This window comes from Rhizobium hidalgonense (assembly GCF_002914525.1).
Taxonomy (GTDB): Bacteria; Pseudomonadota; Alphaproteobacteria; order Rhizobiales; family Rhizobiaceae; genus Rhizobium; species Rhizobium hidalgonense.
This window is the reverse complement of the sequence record NZ_LODW01000045.1, coordinates 130,061-146,575: the sequence shown is the minus strand read 5'-3', so window position 1 is coordinate 146,575 and position 16,515 is coordinate 130,061. Positions and strand designations below refer to the sequence as shown.

19 protein-coding genes and 1 tRNA gene are annotated in these 16,515 nt (G+C 58.6%); 13 read left to right on the top strand and 7 right to left on the bottom strand.

The window, feature by feature from the left end; translation table 11 throughout:
• Positions 1–4 precede the first annotated feature (4 nt).
• From ATY29_RS07905 to ATY29_RS07870, 9 genes are all read left to right on the top strand, one after another.
• Positions 5–481, top strand: a complete 477-nt coding sequence (locus ATY29_RS07905; protein ID WP_003570454.1) for an arsenate-mycothiol transferase ArsC — start codon at positions 5–7, stop codon at positions 479–481.
• 123 nt (positions 482–604) lie between these two features.
• Positions 605–823, top strand: coding sequence for a translation initiation factor IF-1 (gene infA, locus ATY29_RS07900; protein WP_003545338.1), 219 nt, complete (start codon positions 605–607; stop codon positions 821–823).
• Between the two features lie 59 nt (positions 824–882).
• On the top strand, positions 883–1,503 hold the full coding sequence (locus tag ATY29_RS07895) for a Maf-like protein (RefSeq protein ID WP_003570453.1): 621 nt from the start codon (positions 883–885) through the stop codon (positions 1,501–1,503).
• 136 nt (positions 1,504–1,639) lie between these two features.
• Positions 1,640–1,852 carry a DNA gyrase inhibitor YacG gene (yacG, locus tag ATY29_RS07890; protein WP_049732883.1) on the top strand — a complete coding sequence of 71 codons (213 nt, stop codon included), beginning with the start codon at positions 1,640–1,642 and terminating at the stop codon, positions 1,850–1,852.
• Between the two features lie 179 nt (positions 1,853–2,031).
• Positions 2,032–2,107: transfer RNA gene (locus ATY29_RS07885), tRNA-Phe, on the top strand.
• 815 nt (positions 2,108–2,922) lie between these two features.
• On the top strand, positions 2,923–3,114 hold the full coding sequence (locus tag ATY29_RS07880) for a hypothetical protein (protein ID WP_097535754.1): 192 nt from the start codon (positions 2,923–2,925) through the stop codon (positions 3,112–3,114).
• 95 nt (positions 3,115–3,209) lie between these two features.
• On the top strand, positions 3,210–3,794 hold the full coding sequence (locus ATY29_RS07875; RefSeq protein WP_097535752.1) for a hypothetical protein: 585 nt from the start codon (positions 3,210–3,212) through the stop codon (positions 3,792–3,794).
• A gap of 328 nt (positions 3,795–4,122) precedes the next feature.
• Positions 4,123–4,299: a hypothetical protein gene (locus ATY29_RS36790; RefSeq protein ID WP_165779403.1), complete on the top strand. Its 177-nt coding sequence runs from the start codon at positions 4,123–4,125 to the stop codon at positions 4,297–4,299.
• Positions 4,300–4,413: 114 nt separating this feature from the next.
• Entirely contained in the window at positions 4,414–5,145 is a 732-nt protein-coding gene (locus tag ATY29_RS07870; protein WP_097535750.1) for a phosphodiester glycosidase family protein, read from the top strand.
• A gap of 420 nt (positions 5,146–5,565) precedes the next feature.
• Here the strand turns inward: ATY29_RS07870 and ATY29_RS07865 are convergent, their stop codons facing one another.
• From ATY29_RS07865 to ATY29_RS07845, 5 genes are all read right to left on the bottom strand, one after another.
• Positions 5,566–6,825 carry an MgtC/SapB family protein gene (locus ATY29_RS07865; RefSeq protein ID WP_097535748.1) on the bottom strand — a complete coding sequence of 420 codons (1,260 nt, stop codon included), beginning with the start codon at positions 6,823–6,825 and terminating at the stop codon, positions 5,566–5,568.
• Positions 6,826–7,063: 238 nt separating this feature from the next.
• On the bottom strand, positions 7,064–7,342 hold the full coding sequence (locus ATY29_RS07860) for a transposase (protein ID WP_003570447.1): 279 nt from the start codon (positions 7,340–7,342) through the stop codon (positions 7,064–7,066).
• 7 nt (positions 7,343–7,349) lie between these two features.
• On the bottom strand, positions 7,350–8,789 hold the full coding sequence (locus tag ATY29_RS07855) for an HlyD family type I secretion periplasmic adaptor subunit (protein WP_003570445.1): 1,440 nt from the start codon (positions 8,787–8,789) through the stop codon (positions 7,350–7,352).
• Positions 8,790–8,803: 14 nt separating this feature from the next.
• Positions 8,804–10,519 carry a type I secretion system permease/ATPase gene (locus ATY29_RS07850; RefSeq protein WP_097535746.1) on the bottom strand — a complete coding sequence of 572 codons (1,716 nt, stop codon included), beginning with the start codon at positions 10,517–10,519 and terminating at the stop codon, positions 8,804–8,806.
• Between the two features lie 90 nt (positions 10,520–10,609).
• The gene (locus ATY29_RS07845) at positions 10,610–11,185 is read right to left on the bottom strand and encodes a hypothetical protein (protein ID WP_025415308.1); all 576 of its coding nucleotides are present in this window, start codon (positions 11,183–11,185) and stop codon (positions 10,610–10,612) included.
• Between the two features lie 2 nt (positions 11,186–11,187).
• Between ATY29_RS07845 and ATY29_RS07840 the strand changes: the two genes are divergently transcribed.
• The 4 genes from ATY29_RS07840 to ATY29_RS07825 all read left to right on the top strand — a co-directional run bounded on the left by ATY29_RS07840 (position 11,188) and on the right by ATY29_RS07825 (position 14,667).
• Entirely contained in the window at positions 11,188–11,547 is a 360-nt protein-coding gene (locus ATY29_RS07840; protein WP_038573584.1) for a hypothetical protein, read from the top strand.
• Between the two features lie 113 nt (positions 11,548–11,660).
• Positions 11,661–12,749: a hypothetical protein gene (locus tag ATY29_RS07835; protein WP_097535743.1), complete on the top strand. Its 1,089-nt coding sequence runs from the start codon at positions 11,661–11,663 to the stop codon at positions 12,747–12,749.
• A 760-nt stretch (positions 12,750–13,509) separates the two neighbouring features.
• Positions 13,510–14,283, top strand: coding sequence for a response regulator transcription factor (locus ATY29_RS07830; protein WP_037092481.1), 774 nt, complete (start codon positions 13,510–13,512; stop codon positions 14,281–14,283).
• A gap of 162 nt (positions 14,284–14,445) precedes the next feature.
• Entirely contained in the window at positions 14,446–14,667 is a 222-nt protein-coding gene (locus ATY29_RS07825; protein ID WP_003570438.1) for a hypothetical protein, read from the top strand.
• A 27-nt stretch (positions 14,668–14,694) separates the two neighbouring features.
• Here ATY29_RS07825 and ATY29_RS07820 read toward each other — a convergent pair whose 3' ends face one another.
• Together ATY29_RS07820 and ATY29_RS07815 are read right to left on the bottom strand one after the other, a co-directional pair.
• Positions 14,695–15,420, bottom strand: coding sequence for an SDR family oxidoreductase (locus ATY29_RS07820; RefSeq protein WP_003570437.1), 726 nt, complete (start codon positions 15,418–15,420; stop codon positions 14,695–14,697).
• Positions 15,421–15,431: 11 nt separating this feature from the next.
• Entirely contained in the window at positions 15,432–16,493 is a 1,062-nt protein-coding gene (locus tag ATY29_RS07815) for an ABC transporter ATP-binding protein (RefSeq protein WP_097535740.1), read from the bottom strand.
• Positions 16,494–16,515 lie beyond the last annotated feature (22 nt).

The window sequence follows — 16,515 nt, the reverse complement described above, 5'->3', positions numbered from 1 at the left end:
GGCCATGGATCTCGGCGCCGACATCAAGGAGGGAAAGAGGCCGGGCGCCATCCTCTTCATGTGCGGGATGAATGCCATCCGCTCGCCGATGGCCGAAGCGATCGCCCGTAGTCTTCTGCCCGCCAATACCTACATCAGGTCGGCCGGCGTGCGCGCCGGCGAGCGCGATCCCTTTGTCGATGTCGTGCTCGATGAGATCGGCCTGTCCCTCGGGCGCCGCCTGCCGCAGACGCTGGAAGAACTCGAGGACGATTATTTCGATCTGATCATCACGCTGTCGCCGCCGGCCCACCACGCCGCACTCGAGCTGACGCGGTCGAGCGCGGTCGATGTCGTCTACTGGCCGACGATGGATCCGACCGTCGTCAGCGGCACGCGCGAGCAGATTTTGGAAAGCTACCGTGAGGTCCGCGATCACCTGTCCGGCCTCATCGAAAGCCGGCTCCTCAAACGAAATGGCATTGCCGCGCAATCGGCATAAAAACAAATAAAGGAAAGCCTGATCAACAAGGTTCACAAACCCTCGTTGATTGTGTAGTTTCCGCCCAAATTTTAAGGGCGCGCGCTGCGCTGCCTATTCAACCCACAGGAAGAAAACCACTATATGCCTAAAGAAGAAGTCCTCGAATTCCCCGGTATCGTCACCGAACTTCTGCCGAATGCGACGTTCCGGGTGAAGCTCGAAAACGAACACGAGATCATCGCCCATACCGCCGGCCGCATGCGCAAGAACCGCATCCGCGTTCTCGCCGGCGACAAGGTGCTGGTGGAAATGACGCCCTATGACCTGACCAAGGGCCGCATTACCTACCGTTTCAAGTAAGCTTGCCCCGAAGGCCCTGCTAAGGGTTTTCGCTCCCGTCTGCCGATGGTCGAGGTTCCATGGCGCTGAAATACAAGCTCATTCTCGCCTCGGGCTCGCCCCGTCGCGTCGACCTGCTCAACCAGGCAGGCATCGAGCCTTCGCGCCTGATGCCGATGGATATCGACGAGACGCCGAAGAAGTCGGAGCATCCGCGTTCCCTAGCGCGCCGGCTTTCGGCTGAGAAGGCGGAAGCAGCGCTTGCCGCCATCAAGAGTGATATCACCTGGAAGGGCAGCTATATCCTGTCTGCCGATACAGTGGTCGCCGTCGGCCGGCGCATTCTCGGCAAGGCCGAGTTCGCCGACGAGGCGTTGAGCTCGCTGCATCTGCTGTCGGGACGCAACCATCTCGTCTACACCGGCGTTTGCCTGGTGACGCCGGATCGCAAGATCCGCCAGAAGATCGTCGAGACCAAGGTGCGCTTCAAGCGCCTCTCCGGCTTCGAGATCGAAAACTACCTGGCCTCCGGCCAGTGGCGCGGCAAGGCAGGCGCCTATGGCATTCAGGGCCTTGCCGGCACCTTCGTGCAGAAGATGGTCGGCTCCTACACCAATGTCGTCGGCCTGCCGCTTTATGAAACCATCGTGCTTTTGACCGGCGAAGGCTTCGACGTGCATAGCCGGTGGCCAGAGGGCTGAGTCCCGAAGGCCCATGCTTAAAGCGCGTCACGATTTTTAGATCAGCGCGTCGCGCTTTAAGGCTCTATTTTCTCGCATGTCGTTATCGCGAAACCGCTGCACAATTTTGCGCGACGTGCTTTAGGACGGACCGATCATGCCCGAAGACAAGAAAGCTGCCGCCAAGGTCGAACCGCTGCGCAAGGCGCGCCCTTGCCCCGAATGCGGCAAGCCCTCGCACCGCGAACATTACCCCTTCTGCTCCAACCGCTGCCGCGAGGTCGACCTCTCCCGCTGGCTGACCGGCGCCTATGCCATTCCCGTTGCCGACGACGAGACAAAGGCCGAATATCCCGATGAGGAAAACTAGAGAATTAGGTCGGCGAAGCTCTTATTTTTCCTCATGAATCCGCAAAACCGGCAAGACCGTCAAAAAAGAGTCATTTGACGCTTGCCATGGCCGAACAAGATGCTATAACCCCGCTCGCTTCCGGGGCGAACCAAGGCCCCGCGGTTCTTTTTCCAAAGGGAACCATCGGAAGCAGGTTAGCCCAGGTAGCTCAGTTGGTAGAGCAGCGGATTGAAAATCCGCGTGTCACTGGTTCGATTCCGGTCCTGGGCACCACAGCACCATCACTGATGATCGTTATCTTTTCGACTTCTGTGCCTGCGCGGCTCGTAGTGGTTTGACAGATTATTGATGCGGGTTTGACAGGCTTTCGTTTTCGTTTGTGCAATTCCGCCTCGAAATTGGCTGCCGCGTCGGCCACCAGATTCGTCCGATCGGCGCGCCTGGAGCTTCGACTTGGTGAAGAAGAATAGCTGCTGAAATACTGCCTCCCCCGCACCCCTTTGCGCCAGCAGATGCCCCCAAAACTTTCCGACTGGCGAGTGAATTAGCACCTAGCTCGGCGGCCTTGACCTGACCATCGACAAGCACCCCAGAGAATCACTTCTGGAAAACGTTGTGATGGACTTTTGCCGAAACGCATCGTCGCGATTCTTAATCGTGCCCACCAAATGCGGCCGCCGACAAGTCCAAACTGTGAATTGTGTGGAAAGCCGCAGGTTAATGGCGCGGTTTCACAAGTATTTTCATAGGGTTAGTGTTTCAGGTGAAACACATTGATTTTAAACAGCTTTTAATTGTGGATTGGAAAAAAGTTAGTTGGTGCAGATGCTTACCGTATGCACCCGGTCCACGGGCGTTAACTTTCAACCCCTTGACGGACTCAGTGTGTTTACATTTTACTTTCCCCACTGGTCGCCGATCGGGCGAGCAGCGCACGAAAAAGGCCGGGGGTGCAACCCCGGCCTCGTGTCGAATAAACCGAATGCCTCAATCGGCGAAACAGCTCACCCCTTAACAATCCCAAGGATACTTCGGGAGGATGGCCTGTCAAGCAGATCGAGGTTTCTTAACCAATAGGAAACTCGAAAATGAAGCATACAAACCACCGCCTCACCCTCGACGACGCCGTACAGGTTTGGCTACACAGTTGGAACGGCGAGTATCAGCACGAGATCGCCTTCCGCTTCGGCGTCAATCAGGGACGGGTCAACGAAGTGCTGAAGGGCAAGCGCCATCCTGGCAGCGAGCAGATTGCTCGGGAAAAGCGTGATCTCCATTAGGGCCGGGTGACCTAGCAGATCCCCTTGCTTAAACACCGCCCCGCCGAAACAAAGAGCTTCGGCGGGATCGGCCCAAACCCTTTTGTGAAAGAGCCGTGACCGTGCTGTTCAAAATTCTAAGCTCACCATTTGCACAGACGGCCATAATTACAATCGTGACTATTGTGTTGACGCAGATCGCTCTGGCGAAAGGACGTTTGAGGTGGGCTAACCGACATCAACATTCTTTCCTGCTTCCGAACGCGGGTCCGAACGGGACGCAGCTTTTAATTAATACGCGTGAGATCTGGGTGACTAACACCGGCCGTGCCGCAGTTGAGGACATCGAAATTGTTTTCAACTGGGAGCCTCAGCATTTTGAAATTTGGAACCCGCGTGAATATTCTCAGGCTCACCTTCTCAATGGAAGGTTTTCGCTGAAGGTGCCGACACTTGCAGGCAAGGAGTTTTTCTCCGTGGCCCTTCTGTCAACTGCGCCCTTGCCAGAGATAGTCAACGTTCGAAGCAAGAACAGTATCGCCAAACCATTTATGTTGCTGCCCACGCGGCAGTTTCCCACATGGTTCAATGTAATTGGCTTAGCCCTTCTGATCCTTGGCATGGCGATTGTAATCTACGGCCTGGTGGTCCTGGCATCTTTGTTGTGGGCAGGTAGCCCGCCTCCGCCGCCGAAACCCTGACAAGCATCGTGACGCTCATCCTTGACCTGCTCGCGCAATGGTCCGCCTTGGCTCCGAAAGCTTACGGCTATTGCCGATCTATGAACGGTTGGAAGCCGAGCTTGACACACTCCCCCATCAAGAAAAAAAGATGGGCGAGGTGCGAAAACGCGCAGAACGGAATTTCGCCAAAATCCGTTGCTGGCGCGCGAAAGGAAGCCATGAGGGGGAACCAGGCGTATGAAACCCATTGCATACGCCGCGAAGTTCGAACCGATATCGATGAATGATGGGCTCATCGTCATCTTCCATGACGTACCTAGGGAGCGGTCGAGCAGAAGCTTGTGAGATGGCGATGGATCTCTTGATGAGCCTGGTCGCCGGCCTCGCTCATCTTGTTGGCGATTGCGTCGCCGGATCTCACACCAGAACCCTCGATCGCCCGCTGGCTTTGGTGCCGCCAATCCATGAGGCTGTGTTGAAGTCGCCGCTCGACCCCCCCAAACGCATCCATCTGTCCGGGTGACCGTTCCAGCATATTTGGACGTCGTAGAAAAGCCTCACTTAAAATCGCATCTGCGCAGGGCAAACGCATCGCGTCGCATGTTGAACCTAACTATTTGCTTATAGAGAATTTTTGATGTCAGTAATTCGCAAGCTCCTATTCGGGCTGACTGCAGCTTTGGCCGTTATGATTGTTGTCGGCGCCGGTTGGCTCTGGCAGGTCGCCGGCGCCTATGGGTTCAACACGGTCTTGCGCCGTGGCGGAACCTACTGGATCACCGTGAAGCCTGACGATGAGCGGCTATCGGCGTCGATGCAATTGGCGTTGAAGAACCCAGTCCCGGCCGTGCAGCCGGGGTCGCTGGTGGTAGCGATGGGTCCCAGGCAGTATGATGCGAAGGCCGGCGCCTTCATCGCGGATGCTGCCTCCTCTGACATCCGTGACCTGACCCACCAAGATTGGGGAAGTGCCTTTGCCGGCGCGACGAATGCGATGGTTTCTTATCCGCTCCTCATCGGCGACGATGGGCAAACCCATGTGAACGTGAAAAGCCGCTGGCTGGCCAACCGTACCTTTGTCGCCAAGGATGGCTCAGGCCGCATCGTGATCGGCACGACGAAGGAAGCATTCTTCTCGCTTGACCGCTTGGCGGAATTTCTCAAGGCGTCGCCGCTGGATCTCAAGGTAGCCCTCAACCTCGACGGCGGACCCATCGCTTGCCGCAGCGTCCGGCTGAACGGCTATAGCCAGAAATTTTATGCGCGATGGGAAGCGCAGGTCGAGGATGACAATGTCAAACTGCTGCGTTGGCCGATTCTTCAGGCCGCTTGGGCTATGCCGATGGTTTTGACGGTCGAGCGGAGATAGTTTGAGGTCGAAGCCGCAAGTCCGATACTTCTCGTCTCCGCCGGCCGCTTGGATCTCTAGCGACCCGTCGGGGCGGCAGCTGACCAAATGCTCAGCAGGAGGACAGCACCGGTGGTCTGCGCCGCCGACTCGGACTTTAGAATCTTTATGCACCGATCCGCTGTATCTGCATGTCGGCGGAAGGCTCGGCATGACGGCCTGATTTCGGCCCGGCTGCTTGGCGCGATAAAGCGCGCGATCGGCTTCCAGTCGGCGCATCGAGACATTGCTCGATGGATTGCAGCGATTAAGTGAAGTCCACACGTTAACAAAGAATGCTTTCGCTGGAGCGCCGCCGATCTTGCCCGCGCAATTTGGATAGAATGGGAAAAACCGATCAACGGTTGTTCCGTCGGCCGCGCGGCTTTGGCGGCAAGCCGTTCACGTCAGCAACAAGCCGGCCGCGCCGACAAGGATCGCTATGCCGGTTGTGATCGCCAGCCGCACCGAATAGCCGAGGCTTCCAGCACTTGCCGCAAGACCGGCTTTGGCAAGGAGATTGGCGCAGGCGGCAACCGCGATCGCGTGGGCGGCCGCATCCGCAGGCACGGCTGGCGACGACAGCTTGGTGATCGAGAGGGTGATCGCATCGAGATCGCCCAGTCCCGTGATGAAGGCGACGGCAAGCAGCGACTGAGTTCCAAAGGCGGCCAATGTCGCCCGTGTCACGATGGTCACGGCGGCAAGCAGAAGTGCAAAGCGGAAAACGACCATCACCTCCAGCGGATTTTTCGGTGAAAAATCGGAACCGCCCTCGGAGCGCCGCCACAATCCGGCAAGGCCACCGCCCGCGGCAAGGATCGCAGCAGCCGGGCCGAGCGATGCGGCGAGTTCCATCAGCACATCCGGCGCGATGACGCCGCAGATCAACAGCACGCGGGTGAGCGATACGGCTCCAGCCAGCATCGCTCCTGCCGAAAGCAGCGGTGAGAGGGCGGGCATCTCGACCGACTGGCGGGCAAAGGAAAGGGTCAGCGCCGTTGAGGACACGATGCCGCCGCAGGCGCCTGTCAGCAGTATTCCGGCCGTGGCGTCGCTGAGCCTGATCATCACGTAACCGGCAAATGAGACGGCTGCCACCAGGACGGTCAGCATCCACAGTTCGAAGGGATTGATCATGTCCCAGGGGTCGACCGTCTCATTGGGAAGAATGGGAAGAATGACAACCGTCATGGTCAGCAGGATCAGCGCGGCCCGCAACTCGAGCCAGGTCAGTTTCCGGAGAAATCCATGCAGCGGCTCCCGCGCCGCCAGAAGCGCCGTCACGGCCACGGCACTCGCCGCCGTCGCCGTCATGTCGGCAACCACGGCGCCGAAGCCGAGCGCGAACACCGTGATCGCGGCGATAGCGCCGGTTGCGCTGTAGTCTTTCTCCTGCTCGGCCTGCATGCGGCTGAAGCTGAGGATGGTGATGCAGAAAAACGCAAAGATCGCCGTCGGCAGGATCGGGCCGGTGATCGGCTGCAGAAAACCGCAAATGCCGCCGAGGAAGCTCGACAGGCCATAGGTGCGGATGCCCGCCACTCTCTTGCCCGGCGCGGCCTCGCGTTCCTGCCATCCACGTTCGATGCCGACGAGGATGCCGATCGCGAGCGCGAGGCTGAGACGTTGAAATGCGTCCGTCATAACCAATGAAGTCATCGTCGACTCTTCGCAACATCCGGCGCGAGCGCTTAAATCCCTGACTCTCGAGCTGCCGGGCGCCGTTGCCTTCCCAGGATGAGTGCATCGGCATCCGGCACGGCAGTTCCGGTGCAGTATAGTCGATGATCCGCCCGGGCCAAATCGACCAGGACGCGAGGTCAGTGGCGCACTGATAGCAGCGCGAAGCGTGGTGGCGCGGACCAGAAGGCGGCCGACTGACCGCTCTGTTCAGCGGTCAGTTTCGCCCCTTCGATGTCTTCGCCAGCATCTCGCTCAGTGTTGCCGCCGAGAGCATGGATTCGGCCAAAAGCTTCTTGAGCTTCTGGTTCTCCTCCTCCAGGGCTCTCACCCTTCTGGCATGGAGGCCGACATTTCCGAACTGCAGCGATTGCCACCGATAGAAGGTCGGCTCGCTGATGCCGTATCTGTGGCAAACATCGGCCACCGTCACTCCGGCCTGATGCTCCTTCAGAATGCCCGTAATCTGGTCGTCGTCAAATTTTCGTTTGCCCATCACCGCTTCAGTCCTCACGAAATGCTCTGTTAAAACTGTCGAGAAGCGGTCTGACAGCATAGAGCGCTACGCTGCTTTTGCCGGTTTCGATCAGTGTCTGTGCGGGCATGCCCGCGACCAGTTCGACATCACGCATTTTCGCCAGCCGCTCGTCCGTTACGCGGATTGTCGCGGCAAAGTAGGGCTGGCCGCTCTGCGTATCGGTGAGGCGGTCGGCTGACACATACTCGACCCGACCTTTCAGCAGTGGAACGCGCCGCTGATTGTATGGAAGGAGGTGAACCTGTGCCTCTAGCCCCGCATGGACAAGATTGATGTCCTCCGGTCTGACATGGGCAGAGACAATCAGGCGATCGGAGCGTGGCAGTAGATCGACGAGCGGTTCGCCCGCGCCGACCACCCCGCCTGATGTGTGGATACGCAGGTTCATGATTGTTCCATCTTCGGGAGCCCTGATATCGGTCCTTGAAAGCTGGTCGTCGATCGCCCGCAAGCGCTCGCGCAATTGCATGATCCGACTTTCCGTATCGCGCATGCCCTGGGCGACTTCGCTCAACCGGTCGCTTTCAAGCTTTGCGAGATCGGCCTGTGCCTCGCTGATCACCTGGTAGGCGCGAGCGATCTGTGCCTCGACTTGGCCCTGCTGGCCGTCAAGGTCTGCTTTTTCGCGCTGCAGGTTGAGAAGCCTGCTCCTTCGTTCCAGTCCTTTAGCAGTGAGGACCGTAACCTGATCCAGTTCTTCCTGCGAGATTGCGGCTCTGTCGGCCAGCGCTGCCTTCTGCGCGCCAAGTCCGACGATTTCCTGCCGCACCTGCGCGATTTTTTCATTGGCGATCTGAATTTCCGCCTGCATGACCCGGCGGCGGGCTTCGAAGATTTTCTGTTGCCCGATCAGAATCGCATTGACCGAAGGATATTTGTCCATGGCCGCTCTGAGATCCTCGGGATAGGCGACATGGTCGCCGCCCGTTTGCTCCGCAAGCAGGCGGGCGCGGCTGCCTTCGGCGTCCCAAAGCTGGCCTTGAATGCTGTCGCGCTCCGAGCGGGACTTCGTGTCGTCGAGTTCTATCACGATTTGCCCGGCCATCACCGTATCGCCGTTTCTGACAAGAATTCGTCGCACAATTCCGCCTTCCAGGTGCTGAATGGTCTTGCGGCTGGTCTCCGGTTCGATCACGCCCGACGCGACCGCAGCGCTATGCAGCGGCGCCAGAGCCGACCAGATTCCCAATCCAATCACAAAGACCAGGATCAGCAGGTTGCCCGTCCAGACGACGCCTCTGAGCACCGGCATGGGCGAAGGGGCGGCGGGTCCGCGCTGTTTTTGTTCGATCACCGGCAGATAGGCCGTCTGTTGCCTGGCTGTCGATCGTTGAGCAAACCGCTGGCCCATCCTTGACGAATTTGAAAGTTTCGCCGGCGTTGCGTCCAGTGGAACAAGGGTCATGGCATCGTCACTCCCTAGGTTCCCGTTCGAGCCGGTGGTTGAAGATAGGTTTCATAGATCCGCTCGCTGTCGCCGAAGGCAGCCACCATTCCATTACGCATGATGGCAATCTTGTTGGTGACCGGCAGGATCCCCATCCGATGCGTTATGATAACCACGGTCATCCCCCTGGATCTCATGCGCTCGATTGCGGTAAACAGCATGCGTTCGCCGTCATAATCCAGGCTCGAATTCGGATCGTCGAGAACGATAAGAGACGGATTTCCATAGGCCGCCCGTGCCAGTCCCAGCTGTTGGCGCTGCGCCCGCAGGAGCAGGTTGCCACCTTCACCGATGTCGGTCTCGTAGCCCTGCGGCAGCCGCATGATCGCGTCGTGCAATCCAACCAGCTTTGCGGCGTCTATTGCCTTGCCGGGATCACCTCCGTCCAGCCGGCCGATCACATCCTTGATTGCTCCGCCGAAGAGTTCGATATCCTGCGGCAGGTATCCGACATGGCAGGTTCCCCCGCAAAGGCGCAGAGCCGAGATATCGACCCCGCCGAGAAGCGCATATCCGCTTGTCGCCGGCACGACGCCCGCCATGATGCGACCAAGTGTCGATTTTCCCGACCCCGACGGACCGATGAGCGCAATGCAATCGCCAGGCGCCAGGCGCAATGTGATATCGCTCAATATCGGCCGATCGGCGAATGGCTTGATATAGCTGACATTATCGAGAACGAGGCCATTGGGTTCCGGCAGCGGCACCATTCGGGCATCGCATTCCGATGCAACTGTTATCAGCATTCTGTTCAAGCGATTGAAGGCGTTGCGCGCGAACATAAAGGAGCGCCATGCCCCCATTGCGCCTTCGATCGGTGCGAGCCCGCGCCCGAGCAGCAGGCTCGCAACGAAGATGATTCCGGGACTGCCGCTGTTGACGAGCACCAGCCATGTCGCCGATCCCATCATCAGGATCTGCGCAAGCGTGCGGATCGATTTGGAGAAACCAAGAATGATCTCCGTGCGATGCATCGCGATGTCCTGGGCCCTTCTTGCCATTTCCGCATCGCGATAGACGATCAGCGCTGCGCCGTCCTGCATGCCCATGGCCCGGATCACTTCGATGTTTTTCAGCGCGGTCGCAAATCGCAGATAGCTCCGCGAAAGGGCAAGATTGGCGTGAGCAAGCGGCGCCCGCGTCGCCAGTTCCGTCGCCAACGCAAACAGCAGCAGCGCAACTGCGCACAGAAGACCGATGGTTCCAAGCAGCGGGTGAACAAGAAAGAGCAGAAGCAGGAATACCGGCGCCCAGGGAACGTCAAATAAAAGCGAGCTGGCCGGTGAATCGAGGAACTGCCGTAATGCGGCGAGATCCCTGTAGCACTCGGTGGCTGCTCCCGTATCGGCGTGAGCGGCATATTCGAACGATGCGGTGAGCACCATGGGCCGCAGCCTGTGGTCCAGCCAGCTGCCGATGCGCGAAAGCGCTGCCCTGCGCACGATATCCAGCGTCGACCCGACCAGGACAGCGATGGCGATGATCATCGTCAGCATCAGGAGCGTGTCGGTGCTTCGGCTCGACAGGACCCTGTCATAGATCTGCAGGAGATAGATGGAAGGCGTGAGAAGAAAGAGATTGTAGCCGCAGCTGTAAAGGAAGACCAACCCGAAGGCTCCGGCACAAGCCCGGAACGCAACAACAAGCTGTGTCGGCGGGAGCGGTGGCTTTATGGAAATCGTTGTCATTATCAGATCTCGCTGCACTTGATACTGACAAGAAGAGGCTGCTTACCTTGAGGGCCGCCGGCCGAAACCAGCGGCCCTTGATGTCTGAATTCAGGAGCCGAGATGGTCGACGTCGATATGACCGAAGGCGTTTATGAAGTGATCGAGAGAATTGGTCACTGTCGTCGTTTCGGGATCCGAGTGAACCAATGCCGACGAGATATCGCCGCCATGAGCCATGTTTCCGTTGCCGCCGTTACCGCCGACACCGGCGAGGATGGTGGCATGCTGATCGGCCATAAGCTGCGTATATTGTGTCGCGGTCGTCGCCGCAGCCACCGCAGCCGTGTCGCCGCCGCTTGTGTTTCCTTGACTGCCATTGGAGTTGGAATCTCCGCCGTCGCCGCCGGGGCCGCTATGCGCGAGTGCCGCCAGGAAGTTGTTCTGGGCTTGGCTAAAGCCACCGTTTCCGCCATGGCCGGCGTCCCAATCTGCCGTCTGCCAAACGTGATCGCCGTTGTGCACATCGGTCGTTGCCCCGTAGACCTTTTGTGTGGGGTCGACATAGGCGACCGGGTTGTAGTTGATGTTCCCATCATTGTGGCCATCACCACCGTTGCCGGCATTCGCGTCACCCGCATCCGGATGGTTGAGATGAATCGTGTCGGAGATTTGTGGAATAGGCATTGATGTCACTCCTTCTACTTGGTTTGGTGCGTGTTTGTTTTTACGGCGTCCCCCTGCGGCCTGCGTTCCAGCATGTCACCGCAGCCAATACGACCGCGGACGAATATTGCCTGCGATTTAAACTTCGAACTACCCGGATATTCGGGGACATTCCTTGGGATGTATACTTGCTATGGCTGGCGTTATTTGGATTGGTGTTTGGTGATTTGGCGCAGGGCGGCATGGTCATGATCGTGTCTTCGACTTCACCGAAGCGACGCCAGACCTCTCATCCAAAGACCGATTTGGTGGCTTTCAACGCGCACAACGGGCACGTCGGCCATGACAGCCAAATGGCTACAGAACTAGCCGACTGGATGTAGACGAATTGCAGGCTCTGCTTTTGCTAGGTTCAGATGCACAATGCCTCAACAATTCAGGCTGCAAGGCGCCGCATGCTTGGCGGATCTGCGGTCGACCGCGAATGGAGACGGTAATGGCGGAATCTCGTCCCTTATTGGAAGACCTGCCCAAGACGGGCACCGATCAACACCTCGCCCCCAACGTGGCCGCGGGGCACCTGGCATTGGTGCCGACCTGGCTTCCATTGGATGTCGCTTCCGGTCCAAGCCATAATTCAGCCGGCAGCGGTGGTGACGGGATCAGCGAAGGCGTGATCAGCAGCAACGCACTGGCCGTCTTCATGCCGTCCAATGCGGCGATCGCGGGACCTCATTCGAGTGCCGACGCTTTCCAGGGCAACGATGCGCTCATCAATCAGCATCCCACCGAAATGGCTGGGATCGGCGGGAATGGCGGAAGCGGCAATGTTGCCATCGGCAGCGGCGAGGGCGCCAGTCATGCCGGCACCGGCGGCAATGGCGTCTTCTACGGTGGTCTCGTCAGCACTGAAGTCGCGCTATTTGCCCCCGTCAATACTGCCGTGGCCGCTGGCCCCGGCGCGGAGGCTCACGCCGACCAATCGAACAACGCAATGTTCCTTCAGGGCGCAACCCAGATAGGCGGCATGGGCGGCTCGGGTGGAGACCATAATGTCGCGACCCATGGCTCGTCGATGAGCCCGGGAACTGCGCTGACATTGACCGGCGACTTTTACGCGGGCCACGGCGGCAATGGATATTTCGTCGGCAGCATGGTCGACGTGAGCATCGCCATCTTCTCGCCGATCAACATCGCCATCGGCGCCGCAGGCGGCTCGGCGGAGGCTCATCAGACAAACAACGTCATTTTCGATCAGGGCACTGTGCAGATCGCAGGCATCGGCGGTAATGGCGGTGGCTTCAACCTGTCGTCGGACACGATTTTTACCGGCAACCATGCCGGTGGCGGTGGCGGCGACGGATCGTCGACCGGCAGCATGGTCGACGTTAATTTCGGTTATTTCCATCCCATCAACATTGCCGTTCCCGCCGGTGGAACGGCGGACGCCCAACAGGTCGATCATGTTCTCTATGATCAGCACGCGCTTCAATTGGCCGGTATCGGGGGCCACGGCGGAGAGGGCAACCTCACGGACGCCCATTCGGCTCTCGTAGACGGCATTCTGAGTTTCATGCATAGCTAGAGAATCATGCATAGCCAGAGAATGAAGTGTGAGCGGTTTTCGGACGACATCCTGTTCTCGATGATAGAATCCTCACTTGTAGTGCGCAGGCCCAACGGCACGAGACTGTTCCTGGTGCCATTTTTCAAACCATATGTTGGTTCGCTTCCCGCCCGGTATTCGTCTCTTCGGCCGGCATGGGCCGCAACGGCCGGCTCACGGATACCAACCGTTCCACCATGATCTTATCCATTGTCGACGATTCCGGCCGATGGAGGCCGTGATCTGTCGGCGCCGGCGCGGTTCCAAAGGGAAAAACGATGCTAAACTGGTATTAATGCGTCATCAGAACGCAGTTTTCAGTAATCATAACGGGTAGTCGGCGATCTCAGACTTTTTTGCTCTTCGCGTTTGTCGTTTTGCTGTCGATGTTTACGGCTGTATTGAATTGCGATAGGCAACCAAGGCCGCGCCGATCGATGGATCGTTGTATCGAGCAGCTTATTGCCGAATATGGCGGTAGAAGATCGGTTGGCTTTTCAGTGTCTTTTGAAGATTTGTTTACCCGCTTCCCGTACGTAATTTTTCGAAGACTCAAAACTCTTCACGGGCAAGTCGAACCAGAAGCTCATGATGAAAAATATCTTGAATGTGCTCTGCGAGCCACAATTATCTATCGATGATATCTTATAGACTATAAGAATTATCGTGAGAGATCAGACTATTGATATTGAGAATACACTCGCTTTTTATCATGACATGCAGCGAGAACTGGAATAATATGAATAGCTGTTGGGTTGCACAACTTCTGGGGAGCACGCAAGTGTCCGACAGTGCTGGAATAAAGCGCCGGCGCAATGCACCAACTGTGATCATTATTGAGCATTCGACACTGGCGCGCACGACCGTGGTGAAGCTTCTTGAGCGTGAACTCGCCGGGTGGAACTTTATCGATTTGATCTCGACCGAGAGTCTCGATCGGGCGCTTGGAGCCGAGGTGCGTTTGATTGCATTGGATCTGGCCGGGAGAGGCGTTGAGAGCACGAGCCTGCGCGATGATCTCGCCGCGATCGCTGCACGTTTTCCTGAGATTCCTATCACGTTGCTCTCAAGTACGGATGACGCCATCATCGCCCGTCAGGCGCTCAAGATGGGCATCCGCGGCTTTTTCTCGACCTCCCTTCCCATCGACATTGCCCTTGCCGGTCTTCGTCTGGTTCTGGCAGGAGGAACATTTTTCCCACAGCTTTTGGGGACGGCCGCAAACGGCTCGAATGAGCATAGCCCGGCCAGAAGTGAGGCCGAAAAAAGCTTGGATGAGAGAACGCAGTACTTGGCGCTTGCCGATTTCACTCCCCGGGAGGCGGATGTCCTCGCTGAGTTGCAATCCGGCTGTTCAAATAAGGTCATTGCAGGAAAACTCAATTTGTCAGGGCATACGGTGAAGATGCATCTGCAGCACATAATGCGAAAGCTGCAGGCGCAAAACCGGACTGAAGTGGTTGCCCGCTTGATTCAAAGAGCCGCCGGCGGGCCTGACGCCTCGCCGAGTTAGACCGCCCGCGCGGCCGCCGGTCGCATATCGATCGGAGCCTTCGTGTCATCTGGTTTCATATCGTGAATCCTCGGATGGGAACCGCGAGTCCGGCCGTCCGTTACCCCAGAGCGTTCCGGGTTCATCTAACCCGGAAAGGCTCTCGTGAACGGAGGAGATGACATGCGCAAGAAAAAGGCCATCGTCGAGGCGGCGCTCGAGTCCGAGTATGAGCGCCAGCCGCTCGGGATCATGAATACGGAGCAGGCTCTGCAGCTTGAGGATTCCGACGGGCTTGTTTTCAGTCATCCGGATAAGGAGGCCGGCGTGACGGATGATTTTGTCGATCAGGAACAGCTGCGCCGTTTGGTGCAGAAGCCAAAGTCGCCGCCTGTGTCCTTGTGACCCTTGCAAGACGCGGCGCTGCCGACCTCAGGCAATCATATAGCCGCCGTCCACCGGCATCGATATCCCGTTCACCATTGCCGCCTCATCCGAGAGCAGGAACAGAACAACCTCGGCGACATCAGCCGGTTCAGCGAAGCGGCCGACGGGAATGCGCTGCATCATTCCGGCGGCCTTCTCGGGATCGCTCCATGCTTTCACCGCCATCGGCGTCAGCGTCACCGTCGGGTGGACGCCATTGGCGCGGATGCCGTGCGGCCCGAGCTCTTTGGCCATGACTCGCGTCAAGCCATCCAACCCACCCTTCGACGCACAATAGGCCGCGTGGTCGGGGAGGCCGATGAAGGAGGCAACCGACGAGACATTGACGATGGCGCCGTTGCGGCCCTCCCTGATCAGGAAACGGGCATATTCCTGCGCGACGATCATCGGCGCACGCGTATTGACCGCGACAAGGCGGTCGAACGCCTCGACTGTCGTCTCCAGGAACGGTTGAAGTTCGGTCGTGCCGGCGCAGTTGACGAGGAAATCGGCGGGAAGGGCAGCGATCGCCGCCTTCCTCGTCGCATCGGCGTCGGCGAGATCGACCTGTATGGCGCGGCAGCCGGATTCCCCTCGCAGCGCGTCGACGTCGGCAGCACTCCGGGTCAGGGCGCTGACCTTCGCACCCCGTTCTGCGAGCATCCGTGCAATTTCGCGTCCGATGCCTTTTCCGGCACCGGTAACGATGACGGTCTTTCCATTAAAGTCCATGGTCGTCTCCCTTACAGTCGCTGGCCCGTTTCCCGATCGAAGATATGTGCACGGCGGGGATCGATGTGGAAGTACATTGTCCGTCCGGGATCGACCTCGATGCGCTCGCGGATCAGCGCGTCGATCGGCACGCCTCCCGTGCGGCCGAAGATCAATGTCTCCGAACCAGTGGGCTCGAACACCGAGACCTCCACCGGAACGCCGTTGTCGCCGATGGTGATGTGCTCCGGTCGGATGCCATAGGTAACGGCTCTTCCCTCGTCCGCATTGGTATTTTCCACCGGAAGGGCAACGCCCTGGTCGGTGACGACGACCTTGCTGCCGTTTCGGGTTTCTACACGGCCCTGAAGGAAGTTCATCGATGGGCTGCCGAGGAAGCCGGCGACGAAGAGGTTGACCGGGAAGTCATACAAATCGAGGGGCCTGCCGATCTGCTCGACCCTGCCGTCGCGCATCACCACGATCTTGTTGGCCATCGTCATGGCCTCGATCTGATCGTGCGTGACATAGACGGTGGTGGTCTTCAGCCGCTGGTGCAGTTCCTTGATTTCGACGCGCATGGTGACGCGAAGTTTGGCGTCGAGGTTCGACAGCGGTTCGTCGAACAGGAACACCTGCGGATCGCGGACGATGGCGCGGCCCATCGCCACGCGTTGACGCTGCCCGCCCGACAGTTGCTTCGGATAGCGGTCGAGATAGCGCGTCAGGTCGAGGATCTCGGCCGCCCTGCCGACCTTCTCGTCGATCTCCGCCTTGGGGCGCTTGGCCATCTTCAGCGGAAAGCCCATATTCTCCGCCACCGTCTTGTGGGGATAGAGCGCGTAGCTCTGGAAGACCATCGCGATGTCGCGCTCCTTCGGCGGAGCGTTGGTGACGACACGGCCGCCGATCCGGATGTCGCCGCCGCTGACGGTCTCGAGACCGGCGATCATGCGCAGCAGCGTGGACTTGCCGCAGCCGGAGGGGCCGACCAGCACGACGAATTCGCCGTCCTCGATGTCGACGCTCACGCCGTGCATCACCTGAAGCGCGCCATACCTCTTGGTGACGTCGCTAACCTGTACATTTGCCAATCTCGTTCCTCCCTAAAGCAAC

Excerpts from the sequence above, each read along its gene's own strand:
- ATY29_RS07905 (WP_003570454.1), top strand. The coding sequence starts at position 5 with ATGGATCTCGGCGCCGACATCAAGGAGGGAAAGAGGCCGGGCGCCATC.
- infA (WP_003545338.1), top strand. The coding sequence starts at position 605 with ATGCCTAAAGAAGAAGTCCTCGAATTCCCCGGTATCGTCACCGAACTT.
- ATY29_RS07895 (WP_003570453.1), top strand. The coding sequence starts at position 883 with ATGGCGCTGAAATACAAGCTCATTCTCGCCTCGGGCTCGCCCCGTCGC.
- yacG (WP_049732883.1), top strand. The coding sequence starts at position 1,640 with ATGCCCGAAGACAAGAAAGCTGCCGCCAAGGTCGAACCGCTGCGCAAG.
- ATY29_RS07880 (WP_097535754.1), top strand. The coding sequence starts at position 2,923 with ATGAAGCATACAAACCACCGCCTCACCCTCGACGACGCCGTACAGGTT.
- ATY29_RS36790 (WP_165779403.1), top strand. The coding sequence starts at position 4,123 with ATGGCGATGGATCTCTTGATGAGCCTGGTCGCCGGCCTCGCTCATCTT.
- ATY29_RS07870 (WP_097535750.1), top strand. The coding sequence starts at position 4,414 with ATGTCAGTAATTCGCAAGCTCCTATTCGGGCTGACTGCAGCTTTGGCC.
- ATY29_RS07865 (WP_097535748.1), bottom strand. The coding sequence starts at position 6,825 with ATGACTTCATTGGTTATGACGGACGCATTTCAACGTCTCAGCCTCGCG.
- ATY29_RS07860 (WP_003570447.1), bottom strand. The coding sequence starts at position 7,342 with ATGGGCAAACGAAAATTTGACGACGACCAGATTACGGGCATTCTGAAG.
- ATY29_RS07855 (WP_003570445.1), bottom strand. The coding sequence starts at position 8,789 with ATGACCCTTGTTCCACTGGACGCAACGCCGGCGAAACTTTCAAATTCG.
- ATY29_RS07850 (WP_097535746.1), bottom strand. The coding sequence starts at position 10,519 with ATGACAACGATTTCCATAAAGCCACCGCTCCCGCCGACACAGCTTGTT.
- ATY29_RS07845 (WP_025415308.1), bottom strand. The coding sequence starts at position 11,185 with ATGCCTATTCCACAAATCTCCGACACGATTCATCTCAACCATCCGGAT.
- ATY29_RS07840 (WP_038573584.1), top strand. The coding sequence starts at position 11,188 with ATGTCACTCCTTCTACTTGGTTTGGTGCGTGTTTGTTTTTACGGCGTC.
- ATY29_RS07835 (WP_097535743.1), top strand. The coding sequence starts at position 11,661 with ATGGCGGAATCTCGTCCCTTATTGGAAGACCTGCCCAAGACGGGCACC.
- ATY29_RS07830 (WP_037092481.1), top strand. The coding sequence starts at position 13,510 with ATGAATAGCTGTTGGGTTGCACAACTTCTGGGGAGCACGCAAGTGTCC.
- ATY29_RS07825 (WP_003570438.1), top strand. The coding sequence starts at position 14,446 with ATGCGCAAGAAAAAGGCCATCGTCGAGGCGGCGCTCGAGTCCGAGTAT.
- ATY29_RS07820 (WP_003570437.1), bottom strand. The coding sequence starts at position 15,420 with ATGGACTTTAATGGAAAGACCGTCATCGTTACCGGTGCCGGAAAAGGC.